Origin of the sequence: Butyrivibrio sp. VCD2006, from assembly GCF_000423925.1 — a bacterium.
GTDB lineage: Bacteria > Bacillota > Clostridia > Lachnospirales > Lachnospiraceae > Butyrivibrio.
The window spans coordinates 28,277-42,088 of the sequence record NZ_AUIX01000037.1 but is presented as its reverse complement, the minus strand read 5'-3'; the positions used below and the strand labels follow the sequence as shown (position 1 = coordinate 42,088).

Annotated in this window: 15 protein-coding genes; 2 read left to right on the top strand and 13 right to left on the bottom strand. The window is 42.2% G+C overall.

The window, feature by feature from the left end:
• Positions 1 to 53 precede the first annotated feature (53 nt).
• Together G586_RS0113140 and G586_RS0113135 are read right to left on the bottom strand one after the other, a co-directional pair.
• The gene (locus G586_RS0113140) at positions 54 to 341 is read right to left on the bottom strand and encodes a resolvase (RefSeq protein WP_242832021.1); all 288 of its coding nucleotides are present in this window, start codon (positions 339 to 341) and stop codon (positions 54 to 56) included.
• A 45-nt stretch (positions 342 to 386) separates the two neighbouring features.
• Positions 387 to 1,268: a hypothetical protein gene (locus tag G586_RS0113135; RefSeq protein WP_196811605.1), complete on the bottom strand. Its 882-nt coding sequence runs from the start codon at positions 1,266 to 1,268 to the stop codon at positions 387 to 389.
• Between the two features lie 688 nt (positions 1,269 to 1,956).
• Between G586_RS0113135 and G586_RS0113130 the strand changes: the two genes are divergently transcribed.
• Positions 1,957 to 2,148: a hypothetical protein gene (locus G586_RS0113130; RefSeq protein WP_026528124.1), complete on the top strand. Its 192-nt coding sequence runs from the start codon at positions 1,957 to 1,959 to the stop codon at positions 2,146 to 2,148.
• Between the two features lie 207 nt (positions 2,149 to 2,355).
• Here the strand turns inward: G586_RS0113130 and G586_RS23085 are convergent, their stop codons facing one another.
• From G586_RS23085 to G586_RS0113095, 7 genes are all read right to left on the bottom strand, one after another.
• Positions 2,356 to 3,207, bottom strand: coding sequence for an alpha/beta hydrolase (locus G586_RS23085; protein ID WP_026528123.1), 852 nt, complete (start codon positions 3,205 to 3,207; stop codon positions 2,356 to 2,358).
• Between the two features lie 370 nt (positions 3,208 to 3,577).
• Positions 3,578 to 4,261 carry a hypothetical protein gene (locus G586_RS25070; protein ID WP_051204794.1) on the bottom strand — a complete coding sequence of 228 codons (684 nt, stop codon included), beginning with the start codon at positions 4,259 to 4,261 and terminating at the stop codon, positions 3,578 to 3,580.
• Positions 4,258 to 5,115, bottom strand: coding sequence for a metal ABC transporter permease (locus G586_RS0113115; RefSeq protein ID WP_035773337.1), 858 nt, complete (start codon positions 5,113 to 5,115; stop codon positions 4,258 to 4,260). Before G586_RS0113115 ends, G586_RS25070 begins: the two co-directional genes overlap by 4 nt.
• 16 nt (positions 5,116 to 5,131) lie before the next feature.
• A complete protein-coding gene (locus G586_RS23075; protein ID WP_035773304.1) occupies positions 5,132 to 5,800 on the bottom strand; it encodes a metal ABC transporter ATP-binding protein in 669 nt (222 codons plus the stop codon).
• A gap of 126 nt (positions 5,801 to 5,926) precedes the next feature.
• Positions 5,927 to 6,964 carry a metal ABC transporter substrate-binding protein gene (locus tag G586_RS0113105; RefSeq protein ID WP_026528121.1) on the bottom strand — a complete coding sequence of 346 codons (1,038 nt, stop codon included), beginning with the start codon at positions 6,962 to 6,964 and terminating at the stop codon, positions 5,927 to 5,929.
• A 140-nt stretch (positions 6,965 to 7,104) separates the two neighbouring features.
• Positions 7,105 to 7,428, bottom strand: a complete 324-nt coding sequence (locus G586_RS0113100; RefSeq protein ID WP_026528120.1) for a hypothetical protein — start codon at positions 7,426 to 7,428, stop codon at positions 7,105 to 7,107.
• Positions 7,429 to 7,723: 295 nt separating this feature from the next.
• Positions 7,724 to 8,506 (bottom strand): ZIP family metal transporter, encoded by a 783-nt coding sequence (locus tag G586_RS0113095; protein WP_026528119.1) that lies wholly within the window; start codon positions 8,504 to 8,506, stop codon positions 7,724 to 7,726.
• A 373-nt stretch (positions 8,507 to 8,879) separates the two neighbouring features.
• Here G586_RS0113095 and G586_RS0113090 point away from each other — a divergent pair, with 373 nt between their 5' ends.
• Positions 8,880 to 10,448, top strand: a complete 1,569-nt coding sequence (locus G586_RS0113090) for an alpha-amylase family glycosyl hydrolase (RefSeq protein ID WP_026528118.1) — start codon at positions 8,880 to 8,882, stop codon at positions 10,446 to 10,448.
• A 118-nt stretch (positions 10,449 to 10,566) separates the two neighbouring features.
• On the opposite strand, the gene G586_RS23070 is transcribed toward G586_RS0113090, so the two are convergent.
• The 4 genes from G586_RS23070 to G586_RS0113070 all read right to left on the bottom strand — a co-directional run bounded on the left by G586_RS23070 (position 10,567) and on the right by G586_RS0113070 (position 13,660).
• Positions 10,567 to 10,752 carry a FeoB-associated Cys-rich membrane protein gene (locus G586_RS23070; protein WP_035773302.1) on the bottom strand — a complete coding sequence of 62 codons (186 nt, stop codon included), beginning with the start codon at positions 10,750 to 10,752 and terminating at the stop codon, positions 10,567 to 10,569.
• Positions 10,753 to 10,831: 79 nt separating this feature from the next.
• Positions 10,832 to 11,125 (bottom strand): STAS domain-containing protein, encoded by a 294-nt coding sequence (locus G586_RS0113080; protein WP_026528117.1) that lies wholly within the window; start codon positions 11,123 to 11,125, stop codon positions 10,832 to 10,834.
• 131 nt (positions 11,126 to 11,256) lie between these two features.
• Positions 11,257 to 12,756, bottom strand: coding sequence for an NAD-dependent dihydropyrimidine dehydrogenase subunit PreA (gene preA / locus G586_RS0113075; protein WP_051204793.1), 1,500 nt, complete (start codon positions 12,754 to 12,756; stop codon positions 11,257 to 11,259).
• Positions 12,757 to 12,772: 16 nt separating this feature from the next.
• Positions 12,773 to 13,660 (bottom strand): cation transporter, encoded by an 888-nt coding sequence (locus tag G586_RS0113070; RefSeq protein WP_026528115.1) that lies wholly within the window; start codon positions 13,658 to 13,660, stop codon positions 12,773 to 12,775.
• Between the last annotated feature and the right edge of the window lie 152 nt (positions 13,661 to 13,812).

Here is a 13,812-nt window from a genome sequence, read left to right as displayed (position 1 = left end):
TCCACATAAGTCTTGGAATTGATTTACTTATTGGTCTGATAAAAGTGGCTCTATCATACCTCTTTTTCCTTATTACTTAGCTTACAAAGCTCATCATAATAAGCTTTATAACGATAGGCTGTCCTGCGGCTTATTCTCCCCTCCGCAACAATCTCCATGATTGTCTTTCCGTCCTCAAACTGTATGACAAAATCGTTATAGGATTCCGTCCACTTAGCATCATGCTTCTGCCTGCCCGCGAACTTCTTTCCTTTGTACTCATCAAGTCTAGCCCTAAGCTCGGCATTCTCTTTTTCAAGATCATCTATTCGTTTCATTGCTTCTTCAAAATTTGTGATCATAAATGACTCCTGCATTATAGTGATTCCAATGTAAAAGCGAAGAGATTAAACCTCCAATTTTGCAGTATTCATAGCCATTAATTCTTTAATTACTTCCGGCTTTAAATTGCCTTCTTCAATTAAATCCTGATAGATTTCTTCATCAGTAACCCCATGTTTCCTGAATGCTTTTATACGATTAACAGTTTCTTCTCTTCTAACTAAATCTGTCACTTGTTCTGTCACTTGTTCTGTCACTTGTTCTGTCACTCGCAAAGTCACTTGCTCAGTCAGTTCTCTGTCATGTCGCATCTCTCTATCCCATCTCTGCATAAAAGTCTTGGTTACCTCCGCGTCTTTCTTAACACCATCTACAATACTTTTAAGCTCTGAAATATAGCTCTCAGGAGTTTCTGTTATTTCTCCTGTCACTATGAATTTTACCAATTCTTGGACCATTTTTCCATGCGATTCTTCACCTGGAATATTGTAATTACCACCTGCATAAAGAAAAATTCCTAATCTGCCATCGTCATATTGAATCTCAGGATGACTCGTGATTATTGTTCTTGTTTCATAATACATATCACCGGCCAGAAATGGATCATATGACAATACTGTTATTGAAATAAAATTTGGAAGCTTATCATACGATTCACCTTCCTTCAAGACTCGGGAATCCACTATTGATGAATAGTACCTAAAGCGCTTAGGAATATCGTTTCTATCTGCCTCCCTGTCCTCCATCTCAACATCAAATACCGTTGCAGCAGTAACCGCTCCATTAGAAGCATTTCCTACATATGCATCAAGCCTGATTCCATGTTTACCCTTATCAATTCCCCCGAAAACCTTCTGTGATTCTACATCATCTACAACAACTTCATATCCAAGCACGGCACTTATTATTATGCTCGCAACTCTTTTGGCCCTCTCATCATTCTCCATGATACGATCAAAAAGAAAATTATTGACCATATTCATATCCTGGATCCTGCTCCGCGCCTCCTCAAAAGTTATTGATGTGATTTCATTATTAGTCTGACTCAAATTACCTTTATACCTCATTTCCTTTATTTCACAATATACAAAACTCACCGGATAAGGTTATATCAATCCTCATGTGCCATATACTTTGTGACACAATACTAGCACTCCAAAACATTTATGTCAATTATTTATTGGCACCATAAATTTCTTATTAAACAAAAAAGAGGCAACTTATGTTACCTCTTCTTCACCTAAACATCCTAGAAAATTACTATATTATTATTTATTAAATGTACAAATCTGTTCCGTTGGTACCACTTTTACCTGATATTTAGTCGTAAAAAAGAATGATTTTTTAATATATGAGAGATTTTTATTTATTGGTACCCTTAAAAAGCTATTTTTGTAGTACCAATGAATGAAAAAGAGTCATTATAGTAAAAACAGTAAAGATTTTAGCCATAATTTGACGTCAAAATAACTCCAAAATAGTACCAATTAATAAAAATAGCCGTTCTAATAATGAAGCTCCCCTCGTGTGATAAAACTGTGATAAGGTGACTGCTACTATTACATTATCGAAAGACACAAAACCAAGTAACAAACATAAATGAAATAATTAGTGGATTCCAAGGGAGATTAAAAGATGAAATCAAACGTTATCAAAGGTATCGTAATCGGAGCATTTGCAGCAGTTCTTATCGCATCTATAGCAGTATGCGGAAGAATATATGAGACACACAATAATAAAGTTGCTTTAGTTGTAACCGAAGAGAGCAACAATGATGGCGTTTACAGTGCAGTTGAGGATTACTTTGATCTTCGTGGAAGAGTCTAAAACCTGACTATCCGGATTTAGTTGAAGAAGGCAATTTAAAGCCGGAAGTAATTAAAGAAGGCAATTTAAAGCCGGAAGTAGTTAAAGAAGGCAGTTTAAATCCGGAAGCAATTAAAGAATTACTGGATATTGACGTAGTAAAGGCGGAGGTTTGATTCCTCCGCCTTTCACATTGTTATATTTTCAAATCGAAAATTCAAGTTTTCATCACTTCTTAAAGAAAATCTGCAGTGCATGGTACATGTGAAGCTGCCAAGCCTTCATGTCATGCACGCCTCCAGGAACAATGAAGAAATCGTAGTTCTTGCCCTGCTCGAGATACTTGCTCTCTGCAACAGCTCTGCCCATGATGTCCTTGTGCTCCTCAAATGCGATGTCAGCGTCGCCGTTAGCGCAGAACATGTAGTCAAGCTCGTAGCCGTTCTTGTAGCCATTTTCAAGAGTCTCACAGATTCTCTTAACTTCCTTGTCGTGATCTCCGAAGGGACCGCAGCAGCCGGAGAACGGTCCATACCATGAAAACAGGTCGAAGTTATTGTAAAAAGCAGCCCTGTAGGTTGTCATGGAACCAAGTGAAAGTCCGGCAAAAGCTCTGTGGGAGCGAGTTTTTATAAGGTTCTCCTCTGAAACATCACCCTCAGCAAAAGTGGAATACTTGCTCTCGATAGCAGGAATGAGGTCCTTTCTGAGCTCGTGTCTGAAATTCTCGCAGCGTCCTTCATCCTTGGTGTGCTTGTCATCATCACCATGATAGAAAGTAGGTGTAACGACAATGCAGGGCTCGCAGAGATTTTTCTCAAACATATTATCCAGGATTGTCACTGTATCCGGGAACATCTGAAGCCACCACTCCTCAGTGAATCCGCCTCCGTGAAGAAGATAGAGCACGTTGTATTTTACTGACTTGTCATAGCCATAGGGCCGGTAAACCCATGCGCCCTTATGAAGCGGCTTATTCTCCTCATCGTAGGTAAATGTGTCATACTCAAAGCGCTCCACAGTTCCCTTTTTATCTGTCTCCTGCAGCATTTCCGCAGGCATCTCAAAAACGTAATCCATAAAAAATAATCCTCCTTAGTACATAGCTCCGGTCATAAAAAGCACTGCAAACTTAGCTTTTTTATGGTCAAAACACGATTTTTTCTATACCCAGAGGATTATTATAGCAACTTTGTTTACATAATTCTTTCAGAAAAATGCTAAATAATGATCATATATTGTTATTATTAAGACTCCCGGTTTCAATTCCTATCAGGACTACCAACATAATGCGGAAGTCTCGTCATAGCAACAAATGTCACCACCACTCCGGCCGCGCAGACAAGGCTCCCCGTAAGAAGCATCACTTTTATGTTCCAGTTATCCAGAATAACTCCGCTTACAAGATTTGAAAAAACGCCGCCAATCGTAATCGCACTTGCATACTATATCATTCCACGAGCTCCGCATCCATAAGAGTGCAGTATTTTGCGCCATTTTCTTCATATATTTCAAAGGTTCCCCTGACTGCCACATCGTTTGTGGAATCCGCGGGATACTCACCGTCGGAAAGCTGAAACTCTATCCCCTGGGCACAGCAGGCAGTCGCATCCTGAATTATGCAGGCATAGTAGTCCTTCCCTGTGGAATCATCATGGAAATGGTCGTAGAGTCCCTCCATTTTCACAGTTTTGCCTACATAGTCCTCGGGATAATACATCATCTGGAAAACTTCGGAATACACCATTGTAGCTGAAAGCGCAGTCAGATCCACATCTACGGAAGGGTCCGCCTGCGTATCATTTTCTGAAGAATTAGTCGCAGATATATCCGCCTGAGTTGTAGAATCTTCTGATGCAACAGCAGTTAATTCACTATCATCTGCTATACTAGCCTGAGTTGCAGTATCTGAGCTGTTTTCAACAATATTATCAGCATCCGTTTTTGTAACATCATCTGATGCACCTTCCAAAATGCTATTAACATCAATTTGCTCAGGTGTTGCAACTGTTTTTACTGAATCACTCTTCCCGCAGCCAAAAATCGGCAAACACACGAGTCCAAAAACGATCAAAATTCTTACCGGTTTTTTTAAAGAAATAGTCTCACCATCAAACCCTTTTCCACTTTTCATATCAGCACCCCTTTCATGACTGAGCCCATAATATAGCACCCTGCAAAGACCACAGCCTGCACGGCAACTATTGTTGAGCCCACAGGAGTCCCTGCAACAATTGAAATAAGAATCCCCACAAGTGCACTGGTAACAGACAATAAAGCAGCAAAAACAGTTACCTTTTTAAAGCTACCAAAAATCCTCAGTGCCGAGAGCGCAGGAAAAATTATGAGCGCTGATATAAGAAGAGAGCCCACAAGATTCATGGCAAGCACGATTATAACCGCAATCACGATTGCTATCAGTAGATTGTAGGCCTCCACCTTAGTGCCCACAGCTCTTGCAAAACTCTCATCAAAGGTCACCGCAAACAGCCTGTTATAAAAGAGAATGAAGAGGCAGACAACCAGTAATGAAAGCACCACGCAAAGCCACACCTCCGGCAGTGTCAGCGTCAAAATAGAGGTCGATCCAAAAAGCGTCGAGCACACATCTCCCGTGAGATTCGCACTGGTCCCAAAAACATTCATCATAAGATATCCAAAGGCCAGCGCCGCAACTGATATCACGGCAATCGCCGCATCACCCTTTATCTTCGTATTCTGTCCGGTTCTAAGGAGCAAAATCGCACATATTATTGTCACCGGTAAAACCAGCACCATTTTATTTGTCATATTTAAAATGCTGGCTATGGCAACGCCTCCAAAGGCCACGTGCGATAAGCCGTCACCTATAAATGAAAAGCGCTTTAATACAAGCGTCACTCCAAGAAGGGATGAGCACAGAGCTATAAGCGTCCCCACAATAAGCGCATATCTCACGAAGGGATATTGCATATACATGATTATCTTTTCAGCAAAAGATGCCTGCATACATATTATTCTCAGATTATCCACAGATAGCCATCTCCTTTCGCTTTTCAAATGAAACCTCATCCCCAAAATGAAGAATGTGGCTCGCGTACTTTTTCACCTCGCGAACATCGTGTGAAATCATAACGATGGCCATACCTTCGCGGTTAAGCATCTTTATCAGTTCATACATCTTAATCGTTGCATCAGGATCAAGACCCGAAACCGGCTCGTCAAGAAACAGAATCTTATCCGCTGCAAGAAGGGCTCTTGCCAGGAGGACTCTCTGCTGCTGCCCTCCCGAAAGCTCCCTGTAGCACCGCCCTGCAAGGTCAGAGATTCCCATTTTCTCCATGCTTATCCGGGCTCTCTCCTTCTCCCTTGCATTATAAAAAGGCCTAAATCCCATACCTGCCTGTGCGCCGGACAAAACAATCTCCTTTACAGACGCAGGGAAATCCCTCTGAATCATCGTCTGCTGCGGAAGATATCCCACCTCGGTTTTCTTTAATCCATCACCGAAAATGATCTCTCCTCCTAGCTTCTCTGAAAGCCCAAGAAGTGTCTTCATCAAAGTGGATTTTCCCGAACCGTTTTCTCCCGTTATACAAAGGTAATCTCCCGCATTCACCTCAAAATTCAGGTCCTTTGCAACAACACCGGAGTCATATCCGATAGCAAGATTTTTTACAGTTAGCAGTGCCATACTATTTCCTTTCAAATTCCAAATTCAAATCCCATAAAGCTTGTAATTTCAAAAAACATTTTAAGTAAGCAGCTTAGTTTTTCTTCATATAGTGCTTTCAAACCGGAACTTTTACTTATCAGCAAATTAGTTCACAGCTCCAAGTGCCTCACTGAGAACCTCAAGGTTGTCCTTCATGATCTGCAGGTAGCTTGCGCCGCCTGCCACATCCTTTGAGGTTGTGCTCTGCATTGAATCCATGGTAAGAATCTGCTGATCCTTGGTTTTTGTGTTCTGAACGATTGTGTCAGCAATCTTGTGATCTGCACCCTCGATGGTAAGTACGCTCTTAAGCCCAAGTGCATCAACCTTATCAGCAAGAAAAACAATTGTTTCAAAACTTGCCTCTGTCTCTGCGGAGCATCCTACAAATGCTGCATAGTAATCGAGATCGTAATCATCTGTCAGATATCTGAAGGGGAATCTGTCTCCGAAAAGAACAGTCTTAACGTCCGCCTCTGAAACCACCTTTTCATATTCCGCATCCAGTGCCTCAAGCTCCTTCACGTAAGAAGCCGCATTCTCAATGTAAACATCGCTGTTGTCAGGATCCAGAGCTTCAAGCTCAGCAGCAATCTCACTAGCGATTATCTCCGTATTCTTAAGAGAGAGCCATACATGCTCGTCGTACTCGATTTCCTCCTCTTCTGAATCCTCTGCATCTTCGGCGTTTTCAGACTCAGCATCGGACGCTTCTCCGTCTTCCTCTTCTTCGCCTTCCATGCCCTCAACGAGCTCCTCTTCCTTAACCTTGTCGCCCAGAACCTCAAGGAGATTTATGACCTTCATGTTGTCGTTGACCTTCTCCTTAAGTGCATCCTCAACCCATTCATCAGACTCGCCGCCAACATATATGAACATGTCACAATCAGCAATGTTCATGATATCCTCTGCAGTAGGCTGATAGCTGTGAAGGTCCACTCCGTTATCAAGAAGCATGAAAACATCGGCATCATCCTTTTTATCCCCAAGAATCTGACATACCCAGTCATACTCAGGAAAAATAGTGGTAACGATCTTTAACCTGCTGCCCTCACTATTTTCTTTGGCCTGTACATTTCCGCACGCAGAAAAAACAAGCAATGATGCCATTGCAAACGCAGTTACAGATATAAATTTTTTCATATTAACTTTTCCTCCAAATATGATTATTAAGCCTTATTCTCTCTACACAAAGCATAAAAGCTGCAAAAACTTATGAATGTGCATAGTAAGGCCGTAAATTTTGACATGACAAAAAAAGGTACAAAAACAGCTTCTCTACCTTAATTGTTCAGTCTCACCATATTTGAAACGGGTGTGGAAAAAATGCGAAATACACCGGAATCAGACACTCCGGCAATAAGATAGAAAACAACCATAACAGCCACTGCAAGCGGCACAATTCCGCTTCCCAGCTGGTTAAGGTTATTCTCACACTGCTGAAGTACCGCACATATAGGGCACTCATCTCCATCACAGTCATGCTGTGATTCGGATGCTACAAAGACTGCGGAAAAAAGCACGACAACAAGCATTGCCATACCGAGCATGGCAATCATAGTTTCTATCATGCTATTTCTTTTCCCAAGAAATCTTCTAATATCCAACTACGGTTTCCTCCAAAATTGGCTTCATTATATTACCATGTCGCCAATTCTGTCAACGAAACACTATTTTTCTAAAACTTCTCATACCCGAAAAGACACTAAGCCTTGGTCTCTTTTGGATATATTCTAATATCATTGTCACCGGGGCACCGAACAGGCTTATTTCTTACTTTCTATGCCGAAATTACAAAATCTGCCTATGTTTATATGTGTGATTTTGGAATGTTCTGAGGCACGAAAGTAAGAAATAAGCCTGTTCGGTGCCCCGGTGACATTGATATGGAAATTTTATATTTTATCCAAGCGCAACATCCAGCGCCATCATAAGTGTAAATCCAAGTGAAAACATAAGAACTCCGATGTTTGAATGTTCGCCCTCTGACATCTCGGGAATCAGCTCCTCGACAACGACGTACATCATCGCGCCGGCGGCGAAGCTGAGAAGATAAGGCATCGCAGGTACGATTAGTCCTGAGGCAAAAATTGTAAGAAGTGCACCGATTGGTTCCACGGCACCTGACAAAACACCGTCAAGGAAAGCCCTGAACTTGGTCTTTCCATTGGCGTGAAGCGGCATAGAAATAATCGCTCCCTCGGGGAAGTTCTGAATGGCAATACCAATGGACAACGCCAGCGCTCCGCCCGCGGACACATAAGAATTGCCTGACAAGAAGCCGGCATATACAACACCAACTGCCATTCCCTCGGGAATGTTATGAAGTGCAACGGCAAGAACCATCATGGTTGTTCGCTGCAGTTTTGACTTAGGACCCTCAGCCTTCTCCGCATTCATGTGCAAATGCGGTATTACGCTATCCAGTAACAGCAGGAATAAAATTCCAAGCCAGAAGCCCACAGCAACGGGTAAAAATGAAAGCTTTCCCATGCCCTCTGCCTGATCAAGAGCCGGCACAATAAGACTCCAGATCGAAGCCGCCACCATGACTCCGCTGGCAAAGCCTGTCAGCGCTCGCTGCACCTGCGTATCAAGTTCCCTTTTCATGAACATAACTAAGGCCGAGCCAAGAGCGGTTCCTACAAACGGTATTAAAATTCCAATAACAGTATCCATATTCATAAGCAAATTACCTCTATAATAGATTTTCTCTGACTATATTCCTATTTCAACTGATAAAATATCTCAAAAATAATACCTTTTTTTGATATATTTTATCATTTAAATTGATTGAACACAATATAATACATTGATATATGTTAGCATTTGCTAACACTAATTGCAAATCATTTCACAAAATATTCTTGAATTTACCCTCACATATATGCTTTAATGTTAGGTGTTTAAAAAAACGTTTTCCGCAAGTGTTGGAGCGGAATTTCAAGGTAATTGTTTAGTCTTTTTTAAACAGATTACCTAAACAGTTTTTCCAATCTGTTTTTACAGAATTTGAAAGCACTTAATCAATCTATTTTTATAGAAGGAGGGCATAATTATGCCGGCGTGGTTAAAAGATGCAGTATTTTATGAGATATATCCCCAATCCTTTAATGATACCAACGGGGACGGTATCGGCGATATCGAAGGTATCATTGAAAAGCTCGATTATGTGAAGGGGCTTGGTTGTAATGCAATATGGCTCAACCCCCTCTTCGATTCACCCTTCAAGGATGCGGGCTATGATGTGCGTGATTACAAGAAGGTAGCGCCTAGGTACGGAACAAACGACGACCTTGTAAGACTCTTCGAAGAGGCCCACAAGAAGGGCATAAAGATCCTTTTAGATCTGGTTCCCGGTCACACCTCAGAGGAGCATGAGTGGTTTAAGAAAAGCTGTGAAGCTGACAGAAACGAATTCTCTGACCGCTATATCTGGACTAACGGCGCTTTTTGCGGTATCGGTGGTCACCCCTATATCGGAGGTGAAGCTGAGCGCGACGGCTGTTACATGCTGAATTTCTTCAAGTGCCAGCCCGCCCTTAATTACGGCGTTCTTAATATCACTGAAAAATGGCAGCTTCCCGTCGATCACCCTTCCTGCATAGCAACCAGAGAAGCTCTTAAGGATATCATGCGCTTCTGGCTTGATAAGGGCTGTGACGGTTTCAGAGTGGATATGGCTGATTCTCTTGTAAAAGAGGATGATGATGTCAAAAGTGCAACCGGAGCAATCTGGACCAATATCAGAGAGATGATGGATAATGACTATCCGGAGGCAGCACTTATTTCCGAGTGGTGTAACCCCGAGTGCGCGCTTAAATATGGTTTCCACGCTGACTTCTATCTCGATCACCATGGAAACGGCTACAATGTTCTCGTAAGAGACTGCGAGACGGAAGGCGGTGATCACAGCTATTTCAAGAAGGATGGCGGCGATGGTCCTCAGCGCTTCCTTGCAGACTACCTTCCCAAATACGAAGGTTCCAAAGAATACGGCTACATCAGCTTTATCACCTGTAACCACGACACTCCCAGAGTTACCAGAGCTTTGGACATCTCAGAGATTAAGCTTGCCTACGCATTTTTCTTTACAATGCCCGGAGTTCCCTTCCTTTATTACGGAGACGAAATCGGGATGCGTTATCTGTCTGAGGTTCGCACCAAGGAAGGAGGCTTTGGAAGAACCGGCTCACGCTCACCCATGCAGTGGGATAAAAACGAGAAAAACTTTGGCTTCTCAGACGCACCTGCAGATAAACTCTACATTCCACAGGATAGCTCCGCAGATGCACCAAGCCTTTCCGAAGCCGAGAAGGACCCTGATTCAATCCTCCACACCGTAAGAAGCCTTATCGCACTTCGTCATGGGCATGAGGACCTTCAGGCGGATGCTGATTTCGATGTAGTCTATGAAAGAAAGGACGAGCGCGTCCTTGTTTACAGACGAGGCAATCTCCTTCTTGCTGTAAATCCTTCCGCAGAGGAGGTTCGGATTCCCTCAGACGATCTTTATGGTGACATTGTAAACACAGTTACAGGTACTCTCATCTTTGGTATAGGAAAATCCGAAAAGACCACAGATGAGCTGATAATCGGTCCACAATCCTTCGGAGTATGGGCATGATGAATTATTAAGCAGACGCAATATTCCTATCACGCTACACATAATCCGGAATATAACCCCAACAAAAAAACCAGGCTCAAAAGCCTGGTTTTTAACTATTCTAAATAATTCAAATCTCTCACTGCTGCTTCTTTGCGTGATATTCTTCAAATTTCTTCGCAGTAGGGCAATCGGCTGAGCCGCATCCGCAGCCTGATGAGGAGCATCCTATGCACTCTCCCTGCTTCTTCTTGCGAAAGATATATCTGACATCAAGCACTACAAGTGCAGCAATAACGATAACTATAATAATACTTGGTAACATACTTATCACTTCCTAAAAATCATTTTGAGAATGATTCTCATTTGTCCCTAGTATATGATTGCATTTACCAAATGTCAAGTTATTCTATTGTAAGGATATCAACAAATCCTGTTACCTCGAAAATCTCGCTGATCTCTTCGCTGACATTCTTGATAACCATGCTACCCTGCTTATTCATAATCTTCTGTGCAGAAAGAAGTACTCTTAAACCAGCTGATGAAATGTACTCAAGCCCCTGGAAATCGAACACAAGCTTCTCAACACCATCAAGGGTCTTGATCTCGTCGTCAAGCTGAGGTGCTGTTGTTGTATCAAGTCTTCCTGTTAATGCCATCACCAATTCGCTTCCATTTGTTGCCTTGTTGATTGTCATATTACTTTTCTCCCTTCATTATAAGAAACTCATAAATAATGACCGATTATATTTTTGTCACTAATTTATATCATTATACAACATAATATACACTAAAATGCATACCTTATTTTGAGAAATATTTATAAAATCTACTTTTTCCTGCTGATTCGTTTTTTTCCGGGCGAGATTGCATCCTGAGGACAAACCAGTACGCACAGATGACATCCCACACATTTACTTCCATCAAGCTTCGGTCTTCTGTTTGCAAAGCTGATTGCCTGATGGCCTCCATCATTACAGGATATTACGCATCTTCCGCAGCCAATGCACTTTTCCTCATCAAATTTCGGAAAAAGGATTGTATCGCGTTCAAGTACGTCAGTAGTATCACTCACGGAGTCAAGTCCCGCTCCCACGATGTCCTTTACTGATTTAATTCCCATCTGAGCAAGATAATAATTAAGTCCGTCCTTCAGCTCATCAATAATCCTGTAACCATACTGCATTACAGCTGTGGTTATCTGAATCGAGCCTGCTCCCATCAGGATGAACTCCAGCGCATCTCTCCAGGTCTCGATGCCACCCATTCCGCTGATATGTGCACCTTTGCATTTCGGATTCTGACCAATCTCTGAAATGAATCTTAAGGCTATTGGCTTTACGGCATTTCCGCTGTAGCCTCCGATTGCCGATTTTCCCTTGACTGCAGGAGCTGATACATAGGTATAGGGGCTTACTCCTATAATGCTCTTAATAGTATTTATGGCTGCAATTCCGTCTGCCCCTCCGCGAATCGCGGCTTCTGCCGCAGGACTCATGGTCGCAACGTTTGGTGTGAGCTTTGCAAGTACAGGTAGTTTTGTCCCCCTCTTTGCTGCAGCGGTGAACCTCTCAACCAGCTCCGGAACCTGTCCTATATCAGAGCCCAGGCCATCCTCCTGCATGTTAGGGCATGAAAAATTCAGCTCTATTGCATCTGCGCCATTTTCCTCACACTGCCTTGCCAGAGATTCCCACTCTTCCTCATTCTGTCCCATGATAGACGCAAGAATGAACTTGGTGGGATATTTTTCCTTGAGCCTCCTGAAAATCTCCATATTCTCAGCAACGCTATGGTCAGAAAGCTGTTCAATATTTTTAAAGCCTATTATGCTGCCGCTATCTCCCTCGATAGCCGAAAATCTGGGGGATGCCTCATGAATGTCGAGCGAGCATATTGTTTTAAAGCATGCACCCGCCCAGCCGGCCTCAAAGGCCCTTGCACACATATCATACGTGGATGCAACAACGGATGATGACAGTAAAAAAGGATTCTCAAGCGGTATTCCGCAGAGATCGCACTTAAGCCTGTCATCATCTTCAGGTATATCAATCTCAGCCTCAGGTGTCACCTTTTTATTCAAAGTTGACATGATCCTCTGAATCGGAACTCTGCCGCGGCTTATACATGCAGCTTCGCAGTGAGCATCACACTTTGCACAGATATTACTCTCAGGAATCTCCAGAGCAGCTATATCCTGATTGTCAAACCAGATTCTAAAAAGCGCCTTCCCGGGATCCATTTTTTTACAGGCTTTGGTACAGGGAGGATCCTGGCAAAGCACACATGATACCATATCTCTTCTTTTAACGATGTTTTCAAGTATCATAGGCTTCTCTCCTAAACTATAAAATCACAATGTTGACATTACTGTTTTCCATTTCTTCCTGAACACGATCCTTTATTTTCGTGGCTATCTGCCTGACCTCTCTATACTCCATATCCTCCTTGAACACAAGCTCGATATCAATGTATTTCTCCTGTCCGGTTATCCTGCTCTTAACCTCTCCGAGCTCCTCATAACTGTCAAAAAACTCATTAAGAACCTTTATAATCTTAAGCTGACTCTCCTCATCAAGAGTTCTGTCAATAAGCTCCTCAACCGACTCCCTCAGATGATGCAAAACTATTAGCGAGAAAGGAATCACCATGAGAAGACATACGATCGGTGAAAAGTATCCGATCCAATCAGAGTCCTGAAATTTCAAAGAGATAACAAGTGTTACAATAGCAGCTCCGTCAAATGCAAACTCCTTCCAGGCACTCACAAAAGCTGTGTGAAACATCTTACTACTACTGTTTTCCAAAAGCTTTTTCTGTCGCCACATAATGAATGCATCGATTATAAAGCCTATAATACTCAGAATTAAGGCAAATTTTAGAGCTTCAGATTTCTCACTTCCTGTAAAAAGCTCCTTTATCGAAACAAATGTAACGCAGAACAATCCGGCAAGATCTGAAAGCTCGCAGGCAAGGGCAGTGATAGCCTCCACCTTTCCGGAACCATAATTGAACTTGTACTTCAGATTCGCATTAAGCTTTTTCGAAAGCACATAAAGAATTACGCCGGGGATAAGAATACTTGCAGTTTCAGCAAACTCTAGCCATACAACCACAGATCCGCTCGCCAGCGCGGCAAGTAGTGATGTGAAAAAAACAGGAAATCTCCACACCACCAAAATAAATGATATTTTCTGTTGTTTTTCCAGTTCTATGCTCTTATCTGTATCCATATTTCCCACCAATAGCATTTTTTTAATTATACTACCTGCCACCTTTAGAAAACTGTATTACGTTAATATTTTATTTTTATTTTATATTCTACAAATATCCTTAATAGCTCTGCTTCCACAAAAAGAAGCTGCGCTTTTCGCGCAGCTCCTTT

Bases quoted from the DNA above. Each gene is read 5' to 3' on its own strand.
- G586_RS0113140 (WP_242832021.1), bottom strand. From the start codon at position 341: ATGATCACAAATTTTGAAGAAGCAATGAAACGAATAGATGATCTTGAA.
- G586_RS0113135 (WP_196811605.1), bottom strand. From the start codon at position 1,268: ATGGAGAATGATGAGAGGGCCAAAAGAGTTGCGAGCATAATAATAAGT.
- G586_RS0113130 (WP_026528124.1), top strand. From the start codon at position 1,957: ATGAAATCAAACGTTATCAAAGGTATCGTAATCGGAGCATTTGCAGCA.
- G586_RS23085 (WP_026528123.1), bottom strand. From the start codon at position 3,207: ATGGATTACGTTTTTGAGATGCCTGCGGAAATGCTGCAGGAGACAGAT.
- G586_RS25070 (WP_051204794.1), bottom strand. From the start codon at position 4,261: ATGAAAAGTGGAAAAGGGTTTGATGGTGAGACTATTTCTTTAAAAAAA.
- G586_RS0113115 (WP_035773337.1), bottom strand. From the start codon at position 5,115: ATGCAGGCATCTTTTGCTGAAAAGATAATCATGTATATGCAATATCCC.
- G586_RS23075 (WP_035773304.1), bottom strand. From the start codon at position 5,800: ATGGCACTGCTAACTGTAAAAAATCTTGCTATCGGATATGACTCCGGT.
- G586_RS0113105 (WP_026528121.1), bottom strand. From the start codon at position 6,964: ATGAAAAAATTTATATCTGTAACTGCGTTTGCAATGGCATCATTGCTT.
- G586_RS0113095 (WP_026528119.1), bottom strand. From the start codon at position 8,506: ATGAATATGGATACTGTTATTGGAATTTTAATACCGTTTGTAGGAACC.
- G586_RS0113090 (WP_026528118.1), top strand. From the start codon at position 8,880: ATGCCGGCGTGGTTAAAAGATGCAGTATTTTATGAGATATATCCCCAA.
- G586_RS23070 (WP_035773302.1), bottom strand. From the start codon at position 10,752: ATGTTACCAAGTATTATTATAGTTATCGTTATTGCTGCACTTGTAGTG.
- G586_RS0113080 (WP_026528117.1), bottom strand. From the start codon at position 11,125: ATGACAATCAACAAGGCAACAAATGGAAGCGAATTGGTGATGGCATTA.
- preA (WP_051204793.1), bottom strand. From the start codon at position 12,756: ATGATACTTGAAAACATCGTTAAAAGAAGAGATATGGTATCATGTGTG.
- G586_RS0113070 (WP_026528115.1), bottom strand. From the start codon at position 13,660: ATGGATACAGATAAGAGCATAGAACTGGAAAAACAACAGAAAATATCA.